This window comes from Colwellia sp. MB02u-6 (assembly GCF_014077095.1).
Classification (GTDB): Bacteria; Pseudomonadota; Gammaproteobacteria; order Enterobacterales; family Alteromonadaceae; genus Cognaticolwellia.
Map to the genome: position 1 here is coordinate 128,111 of NZ_JACGVG010000015.1, position 20,539 is coordinate 148,649.

Genomic DNA, 20,539 nt, shown 5'->3' on the forward strand with positions numbered 1-20,539 from the left:
TTTCTTAACAAAAATCTAGCAAAAATTTTCAACAGTTTTACCTAGTCTATAGGAGAAAAGCATGATTACTGGAAGTCATCCATACCTTCGATAAACCTTTGTCGATTTGCACAAACCTGCTTATTAAAGTGGAATGGGTATATATTCAAATCGGCGAATAACCGGCTTTAACAACAACTATTATTGATTTTTCTCTGTTCCACCACACGATTATTAGGTTATGAAATCTAATTACAAAGGGTTAAAAAAAATGAGTATTGAACCAAAGTTGCTTTTACTGATGATAATTTTGTCTTTACACATTGTTTTATCATTTTTTTTGTAGTTCGAACTTCAGTCCGACAAACGTTTAGCTGTCAATTAACGTGATAGGTCAAGCCAACATCTAAAGCTGAATTTCTGCCAATAACCGTTAAATTTCATTTAACGTGATGAACTGAAATCCAACCTAAATGGGACAAACGTTTAGCGGCTTGTGATTAAATCAATAACACCGTAGTGACTTGTCTTAACCAGGTGAAATGATCAGAAAATTAGTAAGCTTGGTGTTACTCAGTGCCTGTTTTTAACTCTATAGAGATAACTTTTGGCCAGATATAAGAAAAAAGCCAATTTACGAAGAAATAAACCACAAGCAGTACTATAATACGAACGTCTGAGTCATAGCCGCTAAATTCTACTAGTTGCTTACCCGTAAGCATTAAAAATATTAATGTCGCTAAAAAAATAGCAAACCAGATACTTTTGGACTTTCCTGTTGAAACACAAAGGCTACCACAGCTTTTACACTTTACCTCAGAGAGTCCAAACCGTTTAAGTGGTAACAACTTGTTTACATCACTTTTTGCAATAAGTGCATTTTGACAATTTGGACAAAGAATATTCATTTTAAACCTTACAGCTATTTCAGCAGGACAATATGGCTGGCTAAAGTAAGCGACACGGCAGCAAAAAACAAATTTTATTTGTCCTATTTCAGTCGTTCATCGTTTTTAGCTGTAGATATCATAATTTTTTTACCACTCTTACTGCTTATTCCTGCTAATTCAAGTATGTTTAAAACCTCTACTGCATCTGCTGGATTAACTGGATTAAAACCGGCTAACTTTAAAGCTTGAGCAATTTCTAAGTAGTATCGGGTGTAGCAACCCCGCTCAGTTTCTATCGCTGCATTCGAAAATTCAGTGTATAGATGACCATAGTTTTCCTCATTTTCGACACCATACAAGGAATTTATTGGGCTTATCCTCTTTTTTAGTTGCTCTTCTTGCGGGTCAAAACCATATTTAATGAAACTTCCTTTTGTTCCTTCAATACGAAAGCGCATATTGGGAGCCGCTGAAAATGAACTTGCATGGAGAACAACCTCAAGATTTTCATAATGAAGTTGCACGTGAAAGTAGTCCGTGGTTTGAGAGTTTGCTCTTAATGGTAAACATCTTGCCGTTAATGCCTCAGGCAAACCAAAAATATTGATTGCTTGATCCACTAAATGTGAGCCTAAATCAAACCATATTCCAGAGCCCTTTCCTGCTTGTTCTCTCCATCTTTGCCTAACGGTTGGGCGAAAACGATCATAATGAGATTCAAAGTATCGAACATCTCCAAGTTGATTGTTTTTTAAGAGCTTTTTAACCGTTAAAAAATCGCCATCCCACCGCCTGTTATGAAAAACAGACAGTAATAAAGCCTGCTTTTTAGCTAGGTCTACTAGTTCCTGCGCTTCTGCACTGGTGGTAACCATAGGTTTTTCTATAACAACATTAATGCCATGTTCTAAGCACAATTTTGCTAAGGAATAATGCACATTATTTGGTGCTGTGATGACAATTAATTCAAGGTTTGCACTCGTTATTAACGCTTGTGCCGTATCAAAAATGGCAATGTTAGGATGTTGCTCCCTTACTAATTTTTTTTGAGAACTATTTATCGCTACTATTTCCATATATTCTGATGCTTCTATCAGGGGAATATGAAATGTTTTAGCTGAATATCCGTATCCTATTACACCAACTTTTATCATGTAAAAATAACCTATTTTTATGACCAGATGAATTCATCAAAAACTAAAATATCATTAAAAAAAAGTGTAGCACAATAAAGCCAACGAAAAATGAGCGAAGGCCAACTATTCCCTGTATTTTAATCAACTTATTATGTGCTGATATAAAACACTTATTTAGCTAAGTAATCATATAAACCTCTACGTTACTTACCAAAGCCTGCCAGTGCAATTGGCTTTTTAATTAACTTTTCTAGCGATATTTTTATTAGTCAAATAGGGATAAGTAAGTGCATCAACCAAATGATATCCATTAGCCAACTAGGAGAGAATTTTACGGTATCATTTTAACGTCACTGTAAATACTAGGCAAGGATCACCGCCGCAATATGGTGCTGTTAATAAGATGTCCTTGGGCATTAATATCATCGCGGTAACGCTTATTTATTCGAGCATAAATAGCCTTGGCCTCATCAATAAAAAAGCACTACATAGCTGTACTTACTTATCATGACATAAGCGCTCACACCAATGTTAACTACTTGTCAAAGCTAAGCATTTATCTGTGCTCAAGCTTGTCTGTGTGTAAAGCTTTTGCCACTACTTTTATTTTCAAGCAAAGAAAAGTACGTCAACATAGTGTCCAGTGAGGTATATAGTAGCTCATATCTGATCTTACTCTTTTGAATATTGTCGCAGAAATAATAGTACAAATATGAGTTCAGTTTTGCCACAAAGTCGACATAATTCATCAGTTAAAATTATCCAATCTTATGATCATGTTGATGTGAAAGCAGTCATTATTAAACTTAAGACTAAGGACTGAGGACTGAGGACTGAGGACTTTTTTAAAAAATGATTTCAATTGAATAACTCAAGTTTTATTACTAAAAAGCCTTAATAATGAACAGAAAACACTGTGCGCTATGGTTCTGTCTTTATGAGCAGCGGCATCCATTATTTCATCACCAAAAAATATTGATAAAAATGTAACTACCGCACTAATGAGTAAAATACTCCAATATGGATAAGGCTCAAATAAAATATGCTTTAATAATTTAGTAAAAAATGCCAAGTCATAAATATTTGAGTGCTGAGAAAACATGTAAAAATTGATGTCTAAAGCAACAAACCAAAGCACTATTTGTGTATAAGTCATCTTAATGTTAAATAATAATCAAGTAGGAAAAACTAAGATAAAACCGCCATCAGCAATAGGTGCGCATAATACGAAAAAACTCTCACTCAGAACTTAAACACCAGAGTCATTAGCAGCATCATACTTCCAGATCATATATCAAAAATAGGTTAAAATAATTAACTCCAGAGCCAAAACTTCAAGTAAACTTTCTTTTTGCACCTGACATCTAAAATTAAAATAACATTAATTATCAATCAGTTGGGTGTCACTTCCAGCTAGAGTTAGAGCGATGTAAAAATATAGCATTAAAATTTATCAGCCAACATAAGATTTCGGCTGAAGTGTCAGGTTAGATATTGATTACTTTTTTGACTGTTTTTGCTTTAGCTGTTCAACATGAACAATTAGTGTGTCAACTGTATCTTTTAATAAATCGAGCTCGTCAAACGTCAAGTCATTTAACTGTTCGAGGTTGTATTCTATGGTATCAATAATCTGTTTATAGGGCCGCTGCATTGGTCTCATAAAATAGGTAGTAACCGTTGCTACTATGGTTCCAAAGAACAACATAGAACCAATAACTATCCATAGGCCTCCAACTAACTGAGCCTTACCAGATATTGGTGCATCAGCAATTCCAGCGGTAGAAAGTGCGGCTACCCCCCAATATAACGCCTCCCCATAAGAATTAATTGATGTTGCTTCAATACCCTGCTCTGCCAGGTATATACCCGCAGAAAATATTAGCCACAACACAACTAATAAAAGCACCATTTTTTTAAAGGGAGTATGAATAGCTATATCATTAATGAACTTTTTAAAGCGCACATGTCGTTTAATTTTTCTCATCATGTCGTTAACTCATGTAAAAATAATAATTAGATTATACGAAGTAATACCTAAATAAAGGCTGGTCATAGTTGGCTATAATCTGAACATAAGCTAGCCAGAAGTTAAAAAATTTCTTGGTTTGTTGGGAGCGATTAATCACAATTTACTGTTCTGTCACTCCCACTGTAAGCATTATCTCTGGAACGGCTGAAACGTTAAATAAGCTTGAGTCCAAACCTGAAAAACCTAATAAGAAAGTTGAAAATTAAATGTCAGATGCACTGTTAAACAGCCTATCTGACTTTGCATTACGCATGCCTTTATAAATTTCATTAAATTTTTCAGAAAAAATATAACGTACGCATAACAATTATCAGCTACTACGCCGGTAACTAGGTGCTTTCAATTAGTATATTAATTTTAGTAGAGGGTTTGAGGTTTTTCAATTAACTATATGTATTAGTTAATTTATAGATACCCTCATTAATTTTTCCGGTAATGAGATATACCATGGGTTTGAAATATTATTGTGCTAGCTTTATAAAGACATCAATCTAAATTTTTTTGCCAAACTCAGAGCAACGCCTTAGTACCGAGCCAGTGATGAGCCATGATAAAATAAGCGGAAAACCCATCAGACTGATTTCCCTTGTTATACACTTAATTTATCGACAGCCGTTATGATCTATTTTTACAGTGGAGCTAAAAAATAAAATCATTTATTTAGCCACAATTTTTTGATCTATGCTCTAGCGATACATTTCTTAATTTTTTTCAAACACTGTCACTCTGAGCTTTCGATCGACATTCTCATCAGGAAAGTCACACTCACTGGTAAAGCGATCAATCATTTTCAACGTATGAGTCGATGCTGTAATAATTTCGGCATCTGACTGATCCCACGTTGCATCAAAGCGATGAAACATGCAAATCAACCAGCCTCCTGGGTTTAAAAGCTTTGAGCATAGACTGACCAATCTCGAAAAATCTTGCCCTTTAGGTTGATGCTCTGAATGAGGTGACTTATACACTTTTGGCGGCGGATCTAAAATAATACCGTCGAAAGTCTGGCCACGCTTTATCGCTTTAGGTAAATGCTTATAGATATCACCTTGTATAAAGCTGCGAGTACCAAGGTCAAGGCCATTTTTTTTGTAGCTTTTTTCGATACGGGGTAACAAATCTTTCGATTTATCCAAATGAATAGCGGCTTTTGCACCACCTTTTAAAGCAGCGATACCGAGACTACCAGTGAATGAAAATAAGTTGAGAACACGGCGCCCCTCACTGTTATTAGCTAACCATTTTCGCACTGGACGCGCGTCAAGATACAAACCGCAGTTATGCATCGCATCAGGTAGTAAACTATAATAAACACCATATTCTTTAACAAATTCTGGAGCGTCAGAAAAATCACCATGCAGCGTAAACATCCTTTCCTTCAACCGTAACCCAAGTAATTGGTCACCTTTGGCGAGAATGAGCGTGAAGGGAAAGTGCTGTAGCAGTGCATCTTTAATCGCATCAAGATCCTCACGAATATCCTCTTTATATTCAACCAAGGCCATCGTACCAAATTTTTCAATAACAACACCTTTTGCGCCTTCAGCGTAACCATGAAAAACACGCCAACAATCAAATTCATCAGACTCATGTAAAAATTTTCGATCCGTCCATGCTTTTGCGATTAAATCATGCCAGTTAATTGTCAATTCTATGCCCTGCCCGTAAGTATTTTTTAGTGTTGATTCCCTCCTAAAATTACTTAAATAAAAGGATGCGGGACTCTAACTTATTGAGCTGGCATTATAACGAACCATAGCTTGTGTTAATACTGATATCCACACAGAAACAAAACTCCCTGCCAAAATATATCTTTTTCACATACGTCTTACTAGACTAGTGATAATAACTTGTGATAAATAGTTAGCTATTTATCTTTGGCCCATGACAGTAATCACCGCTTTACGGTTGTCGGACTAAAGTCCGATCTACAAAAAACGCCTATCGCTGCATAATCACTCGCAAGCACTATGTAGGTTGGACTTTAGTCCATCAAGTTAAATGAAATTTAACAGTTATTGGCTCAAATACCGAGTAACAAAAGTAATACATCGCTGCAATTTTTTTTGGCACATGACAGTAATCACTGGCTGTACGGTTAATGGAATAAAGTCCGACCTACAAAAAAACACCTAACGCTATATTATTACCTGTAAAAGCCATTTTGGCTAACATACTCATTTTCTCTCTAAGCCTCTAAACAGTAACTTTCATCACCTAGTAGCAGTGTTGTACAAAAAGCTATTTACAAATACGTTTTTTCAGCCTTAGTTACCTTCTCTAAATAACGACGAGATTCTACCTTGGGGTGCTTTTTAGTGAGCAGATAATAAACCACTTTAGGCGATTTAGTATTGAGTACTTTCATCGCGGTTTTACGATTACCATGAAAGGTTTTTAATACATTGCCGCTGCCACCATTGTAAGCTGAAATAATGGCGTAATGACGACTGGTGGCATTGCTGACATCTTTCAAATAATTGTTATTGAGAATGTGTAAATAGGCTGAGCCAATATCAATATTAAACTCAGGATCAAAAAGTTGCTGCTTGCTTGGCATACCTTTTTTATTTTTAATACGTTGAAAAACATCGGCTCCAGCGGTTCTAGGCACAACTTGCATCAAACCATAGGCATTAGCGGTACTTACAGCAAATGGGTTAAAACTACTTTCGATTTCAATGATGCCGTAGATCAGCTCTGGTGATATTTGATAACGATTAGCCGCCGCAAGCACATGTTTACTGTATTTTTGTTCACGTAAGTGTTGATGTTTTTCAACCATTTTAATTCTAACAGCATAAATTTTTTTTCTATTTTTGTTATATTTCTGTAAATTAAATTCTGTTAAATACTTAGAAAATCGATTAGCACGCCATGGGTATTGAATAGGCTTATTGTCGCGATCAACCACCTGTTGGTACAAATATGGTTTGCCGGAGAGTTGTGGCGCTTCGCTTGAAAATATATCAGTTTTTCGAGGATCTGATGTTGCTAATAAAGTAGTCACAATGGCACGCTGTAAATTGTGCAAGGTTTTAGCCTGAGACTGAGCCGCTAAAGTTTCAATTAAAATGCTACCTTTTTCAAAATCAACAATGGCACGCGCTTGGTAGTCGTTAGTATATTTAACCAGTTTTTTATTACTCGGTATTTGAGGCTTAGCTTCGCCCCACACATCACCTATATGATGACTTAACTCTTTAAGCAACACCTTGATATTATTAATATCTTGCTGAATAAGCCGATTAGTTTCAACCGTTTGATGAGCAATGGTAATAAAATCAGTATCGTTAGCATTTATTTGTTTAATTAAGCTTTCAGCACTACGAATTGAACTGAGGTTGGGTATGCTCTTACAACTGGTTAAACTCATGACTATAAATAACAACAACACTTTTTTAAACATCATACAACGACCTTTAATTTATTTACTTGCCACATAGCATTATATAGATTCGTCTACTAAAAAGTACAAATAGGTAAATAATATAAAGCTAATGCTTTGCACTCTGCTTTTGTGACCTTTATCAAACGAGTTGGACTCACTGTGTTAGCGCTAAGCCCAACACTTATCGTAACGGGGTTCATTAAACAATGTCTGTTATTTCGTGGTAGTTTGACCAGGTAAGTTAACCTTATTAAGAAAATAATTTGCCACAATTAAACCAAGTGACTCGCTACTATTAACCTTTGCTGTAAGTTGAAATCTAGAAGTGTGCTCCACATCATGGCGTATTATTATGATTTTTCAGACGCACAATTCCAACATATTTCAAAAGACTGGGCATTTTTCTCTGAGCAGTTTGTGCAGGTCCAGTCCTCGCCATCGATGTCACTCTGTGATGAGTTTAATATTTCTGACGCACGTTCCAAGTCGGCATCATCTGTAACCCAAACTTCAGGCCAAGAGTCGAAAGCGGAGATTTCTCCTATAGCGCCCTGAGAAAATTCATTTTTAATAAATGTGCTTATTCCTTGTGCTTCAATAAGGTTTTTAACATTACTAACCAGTAAAAGACTTTCGTTGGAATACACTATCTTCATAATTAAATTCACCTCAGCATTTAATCAGGGGAAACTTTCCTCTGATTTATTTTATATATTAATAACAAAACTTTGCCAGTATTACCAATGCTCGCTTATAAATAAACTAGCTATTTGTCTTATTTTTCATCTCAAAAATAAATAATATCTAACTGTCCATAACAACAATGACTAAAATTGGATAATATGAAAAAATCACTTTTTATAGATAATATTGCCAAGTGAATGTACCGCCAAAATCATGCAAAAACACCTTGATACTTATATCTAGTAAATAGTAGCAAGGTGTTGTTTATAAAACACTAAAACAGTTTGTTCGTGCTACACTGCTTTAGTGTTTTTTATTGGTTAATCGCGTTTTTGACAGGGCTTTATTAATACTACTTTACTAGTGGCTAAGTCCAACGATGAGTATTCTTGCTGGTTTACATCGCTATAATTTTGTAAAACACGATCAGTTAGAAAATAGCTTCAAACTAGAGGCTGCCGCTTATATTGACCTAAGTATAAAAACTAGCAGACATGAGCAATGTCATAGATAATCTGTGTTAACAATAATATTTATGATCAAATAATAATGAAGTCAGATTTATTAAGCGTAATTATATAAGGCTATTGAGTGAGTATTTTAACAGTTGAGCATATTAGTAAAAACTTTGGCGCTCTGCAGGCAGTAGATAATGTTAGCTTTGAAATTAGCCAAGGCGATATTGTTGGCTTTTTAGGTAAAAATGGCGCGGGTAAAACGACATTAATGCGCATGATAACCGCTTTTCTTGCCCCTTCTTCTGGCAGAATTTTCATTGATGGCGACGACATCACTAAACACTCGTTAACTATCCGGCAAAAAATTGGTTACCTACCCGAAAATCCGCCTTTGTATACCAATATGACCGTGTTGCAGTATGTAAAGTTTGCGGCTGAAATAAAAGGCGTTGCCCCGAAAAAACAAGCCGTTCAGCTTGCTAAAGTATTAGAAGACTGCCAATTAGAGCAGGTTAAACACAAAACTATTTCAACCTTATCTAAAGGCTATAAACAAAGAGTCGGTATTGCTCAAGCGATTATTCATGAACCTAAGTTACTTATTTTAGATGAACCGACTAGCGGCCTTGACCCCATGCAAGTTCAACAAGTGTTAGCACTTATTAACAACCAAAAGGAACAAAGAACCGTATTACTGAGCACACATACCTTGCCTGAAATTGAAAAAATAGCCCAACGTATTTTAATGATTAAATCTGGGCAACTTATTATTGATCAGTCATTAAAAACCTTGCTGAAAGGCAGTATAAATAGCACTGATGAAAACACTGCCAAAAATGAAAACAGCCAAGTTCAAGCATTAACTTTAGAGCAAATATTTTTTAACCATCACCAAGGGTCAGCACCTGTCTCATCAAAAACCCCCATACAAACGCCAAGCCAAAATGTAAGTAATTACTGATGAATAAAATTATCGCACTGACCAAGAAAGAGCTACATAGCTACTTTAGTAGCCCTGTGGCCTACATTATTCTTATTGCTTGTTTGTTGTTATTTAATGTACTTTTTTTTATGCTGATAGAGCAAAATAGAGAAGTGTCATTACGAGATATCTTTCAAGTGATGGAGTTTATGTTTATTTTTATTATCCCTTTATTAACCATGAAGTTATTTGCTGAAGAAAAAGCTAATGGCACCATGGAGTTTTTGCTCACCGCCCCCTTAACACCGAGTATGATCGTGTTAGGTAAATACTTTAGTATGCTAATTTTTTACTCACTGTTAATTAGCATCACTGGCATTTATTATTTTATTGTTGAGTATTATGGCAATCCCGACCCTTACAGTATTTTATCGGGTTATGTGGGTATTTGGTTAGAAGGCGCACTTTTCATCGCCATAGGTTTACTGACTTCGTCGTGGACACGAAATCAAATTATTGCCGCGATGACCTCATACCTGATCCTATTCTCACTGTATTTTTCAATCAGCTTTACCAAGTATTTCACCGGCTTTGCGGAAAACTTTCTGATCCAACTCAGCACGCGTAGCCATCTTGAAAATTTCGCTATGGGTATTATCACGGCCAGCGATGTTATCTATTATTTAGCCGGTATTGTGCTCTGCTTGGTATTAACTGGCTTGAGCATCAACCATAGGTTGTGGCAATAAATGATGATTAAAAACAATAAAAATTTACTCCTTAAAAAGTTATTACCTGCTTTGATTGGCGCAGCGCTCTTGCTATTTATATTAGGTTTAGCGTTATTTTATATCGATGCGCAATTTTCTTTGCTGTCATTGAGCTTTGCTAGCTGCCTTACATTAGGTGGCAGTATGGCATTTTTTGTTTTGCTCAAGCTAAACAGTCAACTTAATCATACGGATGCTAAGGCGATAAAAGCCACGTTCAATGCCACTAATTCAACTGATACTAATCAAGGCAAGACTAAGCCCAGTTTTATTGACGCGCGAGGGAAAAAAGTTTGCCTTATTTTTGCTATGATTATCGCGAGTATAGGTTTTCTGGCTATCAGTCATTATGCGGCCAATAGCATAACCACGCGATGGGATGTCACGGCAAGTCAACAACACACCTTAACTAAAAACACTATCGAGTTTATTCGCACACTGAAAGAAAAAGTTGAATTAACCGCGTTTTATGTCGGTTTGCCACCCAAATATTTACAAGATTTATTTAAGGAATATGAAAGGCTTTCTGCTGGCTTGATCAGCACGCAAATAATTGACCCGATAGAGAACATTTCATTCGCTGCTAAGTTTGGCAATGTGGTCAGTGGCGCCGAACGTAAAGTTATTGTGCAGTCAATTCATGGCCGCAAAGATGTTGATTTTAGCGATGACGCACTGACAGAAGAAAAACTCACTAATGCCATTGCTCGCGCTAGTAGCCCGCCAAGACAGCTTTACTTTCTCACTGGCCACGGTGAATATTCACTGGCAAACACCGACAATGTCGGTTTATCGACCTTTAAACAGTTATTGGCTGAGAACAATATGGACAGTAAACCACTGATGTTAGGTATAACTCAGTCGATCCCTGCTGATTGCGATGTGCTGGTGATTGCCGGTGCTCGCACTGAACTTACCACACAAGAAGATAAGTTAATCATTGAGTATTTAACCGCCGGTGGTGATGCCTTATTTCTGATTGAACATACCACAGTTACCACGCCTGATAAGCCACTAACCGCAGAACAGCTACAGCAAAACCCGTCATTAAATAACATTATTAATCAGTGGGGACTTAAGGTTAAATCCGACATTGTGGTTGATTTAACTAACCATGTCGGTAACGATGTTGGCAGTCCTGCCACCAAAAACTACCAAAAACATAAAGCTATTACCCAAGGTTTAGATTATACCTTTTACGTTAGACCGCGCTCCATTGAGATGTTAGCCCAACGTCGGCCAAGCATTAAGTTAGCGGTTATTGCCGCGACGGCATCAACAGAAAAAAGTTGGGCAGAAACCAACAGAAATTTAGCAATTCAGTATGATCAAGGCATAGACACCCCTGGTCCAGTGCCCATTTCTTATGTGGTACTTGAAGAGCATAAAGAGATAACTGCTAGCCCGAATAAAGTGCAAGCGCCCCGTTCTGACACCCGAATGATTGTTTTTACTGATGCAGATTTTTTAACCAATGTGTATATTAATCAATACAGTAATGCCCAAATGGGGCTAAACATTGTCAACTGGTTAGCTGAGACAGATTATCAGACTTTTTTAAGTGCGAAGGTTATAAAGGTTGAACGCTTAGATTTAACCAGTAAACAAAAACGTCAGGTCATGGTGATATTATTTTTCAGCCTATTTTTCTTTGTTATTGTTGGCATAGTGGTTTGGTTAAAATCAAAACAGCATTAATATTAGCTATTGCCTTTTAACATTGCCCCTTAACATTAGCCAATGAATACTAGTCAATGCCCAGCTTGGCTAGCCATAATTGCCAACGAAGTCGCCGATAGCTAAGTTGTAGTTTTATTAACTGCTTATCACGCTCTTGTTGGCTAATATCATCAGTAAACTTTTGATAGCTTAGTTGTGCAAAGCCGTTTGATATAGCACAAAAGTTCGCTGACAACTCAGGTCGAGCTGTCGCAATAACATCAGCAAACTGTTGTGCGGTCATCGACCTTGCTTTGACCAATTGATGCTGCGCCATTAATTTTAAGGTTTTTAAATACAGGGCTTTAATTTTATCCTCAGGTTTCCCTTTCGCCTTGCCCTTAACAACTTTATAGCCATAAAACAGCAAGACGGCGCCAGCTAATATCAGCAAAAAATATAAAACATTTTTACCCTGCTTTAAACTCGCTAACAGCTGCGCCATAACACGCGATTGCTTTTGGCCCGTATAACCAATAACCCAACGTGTCCATTGGTAATCAATGGCGTCAATTTGCATTTTAACTTGCTTATACCACCACATGGCGCGTAACGCTTGCAGCGAAAAAAATCCGGAAGATAAATCATCATACTCCTGCATTAAGCTAGTCGAAAATCCCCTTTCAACACGTTCTGGATCAACCGCTGCCGTTGGGTCAATGCGCTGCCAGCCGTCGTTGGGTAACCAAACCTCAGACCAAGCATGGGCATTGCGCTGATAAACACTTAAATAATTTCCGCTGAGATTGAACTCGCCACCTAAGTAACCAACCACCATGCGAGTAGGAATGCCGGCAGCACGCATTAAATAAGTAAAGCTACTAGCATAATGCTCACAAAATCCCGCACGAGTGTCGAAATAAAACTGGTCTAAACTATGGTTATTCAGCCGAGGTGGCTGCAAGGTATAATAATAGTTTTCTTCATTAAGTTCAGTTAACACCTGATTAATTAACTGGCGGTCATCAGGATACTGCTGACGTAATTGTTGGCCTTTAGCGAGCAATTTAGGGTTATTGTCAGTGCTTAATAGCAAATTTAAAGCACGGCTAGTATCAGACAATGTCGCTGACATTTTGGCTGCTGGATAACTGGTGACTTGATAACTTAATGTTTGACTAATAATACCGCGATAAAACAAGGCAAAGTCATTACGCTGGCCAATATTACCTTGCTCACTGGTGGCGAAATCGAGTGCAAATAACCAAGATTGAAAACTAGGCTCAGCAATCACCTGATAGGTTAATCCTCTGCCAGGTAATTCAATATCAGCTGAACTGTTCGCATGCTCCAAGGTAGCTGAACCATAACTACTTTGAGCACTTTGACTATTTTGAGTTTCGTCTCGACGGCTTTGTCGCCAAGTTACGCCGTCAAAATCATCTAATACCATCGCCCGCCAATACAGCTGTGCATGTTTAGGCTTACTATTTTGAAAACTGACCCGAAACGCCAATTCATCCGACAAAGCTAATTGCGCAATATCGCCAATTTTTACACTATCAGACAGACCCACTTTTGCTGATTCAACACTTGGCACTTGCCAAAAGGGACTGAGCTTGGGAAATCCGACAAATAACGCCACCGCTAAAGGCACTGAATATAAGCTCAGTTTAGCGACTAATTTAGCTTGTGCTAATACCGCCATTGTTGGTGCAAATAAGTTAAGTAGAATCATGAAATTGCCAAAAACCAAAACAATAACAGCCAATGAAAAATAAATAGATTGAATAAAAATTAATGAAGAGGTGGCAACAAAAATGCCTAATACCACCAGTTGATATAAATCTTTTCGCCTCGGTATTTCAAACATCTTTAAACTATAAGCGAAGCATAATAAATGCATCATGCTCAGCAAAATCCCTAATGTTTGCCCCGCAACAGCGATAGCCACACTGCCTGAAATAGCTAATAATAAAATCAACCAAGACGGTAGTATTTTAGCTGTTACATAGCTTTTTATCGATTGGCTCGGCTTTGATGCCAGAGCGCCTTTGCGGGCAATATTCAAATACACAATAAACTGCAGCGCCAAGGCAAAAGTGGCAAACAACAAATATACCAGGTGCAACTGTAAAACTAAGCTTGCAAGGTTAAGCAGCTGAAAAATTAATAAACAAAAATACATTTGACTAGTAAGCTGTAGCGCACTATTTTCGCTATAACTTTTACTTTTGCTAGGTGTAAGCTTTTGTTTAAGGCTGTGCTTAGGCCCTAGTTCAACGCTAGGTTTAATTATTTTTGTCATCGTGCCCTCAATAACGTGCCAATGCGGTTAAGCATTTTAAGGTATGTTGTGCACTATAGTCATACTCAACGACTTGGTTAGGGAGTTTCAATGAAAAGGCTATTTGCTTAGTACTACAGTCTTTAATCGCATAACTTAACCAACTTAAACGCTGTTCAAGTGTGCCGTTTGGCAGGCGCTCAAAGTCTAACTGCAACTTACCTGATAAGGCTTGTTGATATTGTTTTGTTAACCAACCTTGTCCTTGTGCCACATGCTTCCATGCCACACGACTCAGGGGTTCACCCAGCTGATAATGTTGCAATTGGTGAAATTCATCTTGGCCCGATTGAAAACTATCTTGGTAACTTTCAAGGTTATTTTCCGCCTCTTCAATCGCCCGGTTTTGTTGCTTATCGGTCCAAGCATTGGCGATAGGCTTTGGATAAGCGGTAACTTGCTGAGCAAAGTCTAATCGGGTCCAAGTTTTAAATAACCCAAAGCCAAATTCGCTGATAATTAACACGCGACCCAGTGGGTATTGCCCTCGCTGACAAACCCGATAAGGTATCCAAATGTTGTTTTCACCTATTTCGAGTTGTGCCAATGTTATTTTGCTAAGCGCACTGTTGCTTGGTTTACGCTTGCTTGGTTTATTTTCGTTCACGCTGTGATCAAGTACTTGTTCGGTCTTTACCCTTGCTTGATCAAAAGAAAAGCTAATAGTAAAACGAACTTTTTTACTGGTTATCACTAGGGGAAAATATAGTGGTGAATCAACAAAGCCTTGCAATGAATTTGTCGCTTGAAACTCTAAGCCAGAAAGATTAAAAAAACTATGGTGCAAAACCACAATGAAAAAACTGACTAATAAATAGCTGATCAATATAATGACATTATTCTGATAGTTGGTGCCCAGTAAAAACAGCAACAGCATAAACATTAACAAACCCGCACCAAAACGTGTGGGAATAATAAAAATATTATGATGATTAATTTGTTGTCGGCTGGCTTGCGGAATTCGACGAGTTAGCCAAGCATTAAAGTGCTTATGCACTTCGCTTTTCAAGCTAGCGATTATCGACCCTGAGCTTATCGAAGAGAACACGATTTTTTTCCTTTGCTTAATAACTAACGCCCCCTTTTTACTCGATGGCAATCACTTATCTTTATAACTTAACTTCATAATTAAACTGCTTAATTTAACGCTATCATTTAACGCGCTGATTTGAAATGCACATTTAAAACAACGGGTTAGTTGGGTCAATCTGCGACAATATTTGCTGAGAAATTTCATCCGCTTGCTCAAATATATGATGTTGTTGTGGCGCTAGTCTATGTTCACATACTGGGGAGAATACCGCTTGAATATCTTCGGGTATAACATAATCACGATTTTGTATAAAAGCCCATGACTTGGCGGCAGCCAGCAATGATTTTCCTGCACGTGGCGATAACACCTTAGCTTGTGACTCACTTTGTCGACTCACTCTGCATAGTGCAATCACATAATCTACAATCGCAGGCGCAACACAAATAGTAGCAATATGCTGTTGTATTTCCCGTAATTGCTCAACACCAAGAAAAGGCTTAATATCCATAACATCACGGTGTGATGTTATGGATTGTAAAATTTTACGCTCGGCATCTATGCTAGGAAATCCTAAAGAAATTCGCATCATAAAACGGTCTAATTGCGACTCTGGCAACGGATAAGTGCCCGCATGTGACATGGGATTTTGTGTCGCTATAACAAAAAATGGCTCAGGTAATAGATGGGTTACACCGTCAACACTCACTCGCCCTTCCTCCATGGCCTCTAGCAAGGCACTTTGGGTTTTAGGACTGGCGCGGTTCACTTCGTCTGCTAACACCACTTGATTAAATATCGCGCCTGGATGTAATTGAAATAACTTTGTCGCTTTATCAAAAATAGCAACACCAATAACATCGGCGGGCATCAAATCTGAAGTAAATTGAATACGTTGATATGACAAACCTAAAGTTAAGGCTAAGGTGTTAGCTAAGGTAGTTTTACCCATACCAGGTAAGTCTTCAATTAAAATATGGCCTTTAGCAAACAAACACGCCAAGGCTAATTGCACTTGATGAGGTTTGCCAATAACGACAGATTCGATTTGAGCCAAAATATTGGCAACCACAGTTTGCATACTTGTCGTTCCTTCTTATTGAAAAATTAGCATAATTAATTATTTAACGAATACCCAGTTAAATAAACCCTCATTAGATTATCTGTACACTAAATGTAGCAGTAGATGCAGCAGTAAGTGCAGCAGTAAGTGCAGTAGTAAAACCCTGGAAATAGTATTGAAATCAAAAAAACTGTCATTAGCCAAAGAATAGAGCAAAAAAAAGCCGCTTATTTGACCTTAATCAACAAACGACAATATGGCCTTGTGGCATGCTAGCCAGATGTGTAAATAGAGACAGTAAATAAGCATAAATTTACTTTTGATATATCGCTATTTTTTAGCTCAGTTATGCTTTCACTCTCAAATATAGGTCGAATAGTGGCAGAATAATGGTCGAGTTTACCTTTATCATTAACAGCAACTAACTCAGCAAACATGCGCGATTATAGATCGCATTTCGGAGATAAGTTATGGATGTCGATTTTAGCGAAATAAGCTATTTAGTTAACCCATCTAATCTTACATTACATGCCGATCATCAGCAGTTTTTGTTATCATTAATTAGCCCTACCGTTATAGATATCCATGGCGAAAACAATAATGAATGGCGAGTTATTTCAACATTATTACAGGGTAATGAACCGTCAGGGCTTATTGCCATACATCGATGGCTGACCAGAGAAAATTTTTTACCTCGACCTAAAACGAATATTCGCATCGTTATTTCATCTGTTGAAGCGGCTACTTATCAGCATTTACTGCATCACAGATACCTGCCCGATGGGGTTGATTTAAATCGCTGTTTTAACGAAAAAAGTATCCGAAGCGGTATTGATGGAAAAAATAAAAATATTGACGGCTATATTCAACGAGCGAAATTAATAGAAAATGCCATCCGCGAGGTTAACCCTACAGCTATTATTGATTTACATAATACTTCAGGTAATGGCCCTGCCTTTGCCGTTAGTACGCTGATTAACCCCAATGTGTTGTCAATTACGTCTTATTTTTGCGATACCTTGATTTTATCTGATATTAGTATCGGCGCTATGATGGAGCTTAATTTCTCCTGCCCTGTAGTTATGATTGAGTGTGGTGGTAGTTTTGATGACCAAGCACATGATGTTGCCTATAATGGTATCAAAAAATTTACCCTTTTCGATGGTCATTGTACTTTACCACAAGATAAGGCAGTGCAAATTCTTTACAAACCTTTGCGCTTAGTCATTAAAGCAGAGCGAAAACTATCATTTAGCAAACGTGACGAAGGCTATAGTGGCGTAACCTTGCGACAAAATATTGAACAATTTAACTACGGTGGATGCTGTGAGGGACTGCTATTAGGCTGGCTTGATGATGAGGGTTTAGAAAACCTTGAAATGTTAAACGACCAGGGGGTAAACGTGATCGAACAGTACTTTAAAATGGTTGATAATAAATTGCTCTGTGCAACCAACTTGAAAATTTTCATGGCGTCAAATCAAAGCCATATTGCCCGTTCCGATTGCCTATTTTATGTGGTTAATAGCGGCAATAATTATCTTTCATAGCTATCTTTGCTAAAAATAAGTCAATAATCACTACTCAATAACTAGCAAATAACTATCAGTTTGATTAACGTGATAAAAAGTCAGATTACGCTGGATTAATGCGGCGCTATAAAGCCGTTAATGTTTAACTTGATATTTTTGCGGTAACACTGATTTCATTTAACTCAAGAAAATAAACTTTAGCTTACACTGGTCTACTTCTTTAGATTGAACATATCAACGACTCTGACCCTATTGATAAAGCTGATTAATAGGTCATTGATAAAAAACCTGAGGTAACTAACCAATACCAAATGGTGCATCAGATATCGCTTGTTCTAAGGCTATATCCTCTAAACCTAAGTCGCGTAGCGCGTGAATAAACTTCAAAGTTTTAAAACTATCAAACCATACGGTCAGTTGTTTGTTAAATTGTGCTTGCTTGTTCACTTGTTGCTTAACCACAAAATTCAGTAAGCCTATGTTGATTAAAGCCTGCTGGCTCTTTTCAGGTAAAAAAACCAGCCATAGTTCAGGTTGTTGTCGATATTGCCATAGCTGTTTAAATGCCTGTAAACAGGCTTTTAATTGCACAAAAACTGCTGGATTATAGTATTGATAATCTTGCCCTTGTTCGACAAGTTGCATGATATTTTGCACTGCTGGCCCAGTACCAAAAGGCACACGTTGTGAAGGTCTAGCCTCTAACTTTATCCTTACCTCGTCTAAGTAAGCCACCTCTCCCAATTTAGCCAACTTGTTTAACAGGTAAAAGTCTTCACCGGCATTGCGTTTAGGAAAACCCCGCGCCTGACAGTAGGCAAGCATATCAAAAGATAAAATACTGCCAATGGTAAAATAAGCATAAGGTGATTGCGCATAGTGCAAACCAGCAACGTAATAGCGTAAAGCGTTTTCGTAGCGTAAATTGGCTTGATGAATGGCTTGGTGTTCACTGTGATGATAAAAATCACAGCAAGTAGCAACGGCATGCTTAAGCGCTACATTATTAACAGCATGAGCTGTAAAGTAATTATCCGGCAAATAGGCGTCAGCGTCTGTTGAATGTACCCAAGAAGAATTAATATGACCTTGAGTAAATAATTTTATCGCTAAGTCGGCGCCAATTTTTCTTGCTAAACCTACGCCCTGATCGGATGGAATAGGTTGGCTGTAACGATTAACTATTAAGATTGACGCATTAACCGTGTTATGGCGACTCGAATGGCACAAGTTAATTAAGCTTAAATTACCTTGCTGCCAAATCAGTTCACCGCGTTCAGTAATACTCTGCGCTAAGTCACTTTGCGCTTGTTGGTGCTGACGGCCAAAATCGCTGTCGGGCTGATTAACCACGACGATTAACAAACACGGTTGCTCGACCAATGTCGAGGCAATAAATCGGTCAATAAATTGCGCAGACTCTTCAAACGCTGGAATAACAAGCACGTGCTGATAGTTGCCCTGTTCTGGAAACGACGCCAGCAATAGTACTTCTGGCTCAGCATAATGGGCTAAATATTTAGCCCATGTTTTATGTTGCGTAGCGCTGTTGTTAGTCATGGTACTTATTACCTTAAAAGCTTACATGCCTTTATACTGGAAGAAAAGTCAGTTTCAAAGCTATACCCCAAATACGCATTGCACATCAATGCAAGGCTGCACGAAACGGTAGCGCTGCACAAATGTCCGCTTCAATGTCTAAAACTTCGGCCAAACGCTGATCAACCTCTGCTTTAGGAAAATATTCATAAGCTAATTCAATAAATAAATTTTTATGCTTTTCTTCTGATTTAGCGATCGTTTGATAAAACTCTTTGTCTTTGCCTTCTGGTAGCGCTTGTGCAATCAAAAAAAATCGTTCATGACCACGGGCTTCAATGACCCCGCCGACGATTAATCGGTCCATAAAAAACACATCGCTGCCGTTACGAAAAACCTTTCTAATTTGGTTAATGTAAGGGTCTTTTTCATCCGCACCTAATTGTCCACCACGGGCATAAATTAATTTTAGTACCTGTTTAAAGTGAATAAGTTCTTCAATAGCTAAGTCCGCCATCGCTTTCACTACTGATTTTCGATCTGGATAATGAGAGATCATCGACATGGCCATACCTGAAGCTTTTTTTTCTGCTGCGGCATGATCAGTTAAGAAAGTGTCGAAGTCATTCAGCACTACATCGGCCCAAGCTTTAGGGGTTTGATATTTTAATTCGAACATAGATAAGTTTTACACAATAAACAAGAAAGAAATAATAGCGGTATTTTACACGGGTAAAAACAAGCGACAAGAAAAATACCCTGATAATGTCCAAGATAGGAGCAATAATGTTGTCATAGCTTGCTCAGGGTAATTAAAATAATAATTTGCGGCTAACTTTGAGCTCGAGCTAATGTTTTCTCCTGTTCACTAACGTGCTAAAAATAACACTGATGACGTTAATATTAACAGTACTAGTAACAGCACTAATAATGCCGCCACTAAACAATAGTTTCAGCTCAGTGGCTTTACCAAAATTAGCATTAAGCACTAGTGCAACAGCATCTGGGCCAAGAAAATTTTTTTCAGGGTGATGATGTAATTAACGCCAGTTTCCAGTTGAGATTTTAATCGCTATAGTGGCTGATTTTTAAGCGCTTAATTCACTG

The 20,539-nt window shown here is 37.6% G+C and carries 16 protein-coding genes; 4 read left to right on the top strand and 12 right to left on the bottom strand.

Annotated elements, in window-relative coordinates; genetic code table 11:
* Positions 1–548: 548 nt before the first annotated feature.
* From H4J46_RS00780 to H4J46_RS00810, 7 genes are all read right to left on the bottom strand, one after another.
* Positions 549–887: a hypothetical protein gene (locus tag H4J46_RS00780; RefSeq protein ID WP_182231687.1), complete on the bottom strand. Its 339-nt coding sequence runs from the start codon at positions 885–887 to the stop codon at positions 549–551.
* A gap of 83 nt (positions 888–970) precedes the next feature.
* Complete coding sequence (locus H4J46_RS00785) at positions 971–2,023, bottom strand: oxidoreductase (RefSeq protein ID WP_182231688.1); 1,053 nt, start codon at positions 2,021–2,023, stop codon at positions 971–973.
* 853 nt (positions 2,024–2,876) lie between these two features.
* Positions 2,877–3,161, bottom strand: a complete 285-nt coding sequence (locus H4J46_RS00790) for a hypothetical protein (protein WP_182231689.1) — start codon at positions 3,159–3,161, stop codon at positions 2,877–2,879.
* Positions 3,162–3,503: 342 nt separating this feature from the next.
* Complete coding sequence (locus tag H4J46_RS00795; protein ID WP_259365620.1) at positions 3,504–3,995, bottom strand: ion transporter; 492 nt, start codon at positions 3,993–3,995, stop codon at positions 3,504–3,506.
* A 743-nt stretch (positions 3,996–4,738) separates the two neighbouring features.
* On the bottom strand, positions 4,739–5,686 hold the full coding sequence (locus tag H4J46_RS00800; protein ID WP_182231690.1) for a class I SAM-dependent methyltransferase: 948 nt from the start codon (positions 5,684–5,686) through the stop codon (positions 4,739–4,741).
* Between the two features lie 596 nt (positions 5,687–6,282).
* Positions 6,283–7,449 carry a murein transglycosylase domain-containing protein gene (locus H4J46_RS00805; protein WP_259365621.1) on the bottom strand — a complete coding sequence of 389 codons (1,167 nt, stop codon included), beginning with the start codon at positions 7,447–7,449 and terminating at the stop codon, positions 6,283–6,285.
* A 329-nt stretch (positions 7,450–7,778) separates the two neighbouring features.
* Positions 7,779–8,084, bottom strand: a complete 306-nt coding sequence (locus H4J46_RS00810; RefSeq protein ID WP_182231691.1) for a DUF2007 domain-containing protein — start codon at positions 8,082–8,084, stop codon at positions 7,779–7,781.
* A gap of 619 nt (positions 8,085–8,703) precedes the next feature.
* Between H4J46_RS00810 and H4J46_RS00815 the strand changes: the two genes are divergently transcribed.
* The 3 genes from H4J46_RS00815 to H4J46_RS00825 are packed head-to-tail and all read left to right on the top strand — an operon-like array spanning position 8,704 to position 11,960.
* The gene (locus H4J46_RS00815; RefSeq protein WP_310650189.1) at positions 8,704–9,531 is read left to right on the top strand and encodes an ABC transporter ATP-binding protein; all 828 of its coding nucleotides are present in this window, start codon (positions 8,704–8,706) and stop codon (positions 9,529–9,531) included.
* On the top strand, positions 9,531–10,241 hold the full coding sequence (locus H4J46_RS00820) for an ABC transporter permease (protein WP_182191926.1): 711 nt from the start codon (positions 9,531–9,533) through the stop codon (positions 10,239–10,241). The genes H4J46_RS00815 and H4J46_RS00820 overlap by 1 nt, the downstream gene beginning before the upstream one ends.
* Positions 10,242–11,960 (top strand): GldG family protein, encoded by a 1,719-nt coding sequence (locus tag H4J46_RS00825; RefSeq protein WP_259365622.1) that lies wholly within the window; start codon positions 10,242–10,244, stop codon positions 11,958–11,960. It abuts the gene before it with no gap.
* Between the two features lie 49 nt (positions 11,961–12,009).
* On the opposite strand, the gene H4J46_RS00830 is transcribed toward H4J46_RS00825, so the two are convergent.
* From H4J46_RS00830 to H4J46_RS00840, 3 genes are all read right to left on the bottom strand, one after another.
* Positions 12,010–14,229: a DUF3488 and transglutaminase-like domain-containing protein gene (locus H4J46_RS00830; RefSeq protein ID WP_182231692.1), complete on the bottom strand. Its 2,220-nt coding sequence runs from the start codon at positions 14,227–14,229 to the stop codon at positions 12,010–12,012.
* A gap of 7 nt (positions 14,230–14,236) precedes the next feature.
* Positions 14,237–15,316 carry a DUF58 domain-containing protein gene (locus H4J46_RS00835; protein ID WP_182231693.1) on the bottom strand — a complete coding sequence of 360 codons (1,080 nt, stop codon included), beginning with the start codon at positions 15,314–15,316 and terminating at the stop codon, positions 14,237–14,239.
* Between the two features lie 133 nt (positions 15,317–15,449).
* A complete protein-coding gene (locus H4J46_RS00840; RefSeq protein WP_182231694.1) occupies positions 15,450–16,379 on the bottom strand; it encodes a MoxR family ATPase in 930 nt (309 codons plus the stop codon).
* 452 nt (positions 16,380–16,831) lie between these two features.
* Between H4J46_RS00840 and H4J46_RS00845 the strand changes: the two genes are divergently transcribed.
* Positions 16,832–17,911 (top strand): succinylglutamate desuccinylase/aspartoacylase family protein, encoded by a 1,080-nt coding sequence (locus tag H4J46_RS00845; RefSeq protein ID WP_182231695.1) that lies wholly within the window; start codon positions 16,832–16,834, stop codon positions 17,909–17,911.
* Between the two features lie 279 nt (positions 17,912–18,190).
* Here H4J46_RS00845 and H4J46_RS00850 read toward each other — a convergent pair whose 3' ends face one another.
* A complete protein-coding gene (locus H4J46_RS00850) occupies positions 18,191–19,453 on the bottom strand; it encodes a hypothetical protein (protein ID WP_182231696.1) in 1,263 nt (420 codons plus the stop codon).
* A gap of 85 nt (positions 19,454–19,538) precedes the next feature.
* On the bottom strand, positions 19,539–20,111 hold the full coding sequence (locus H4J46_RS00855; protein WP_182231697.1) for a tRNA-(ms[2]io[6]A)-hydroxylase: 573 nt from the start codon (positions 20,109–20,111) through the stop codon (positions 19,539–19,541).
* Positions 20,112–20,539: the final 428 nt, after the last annotated feature.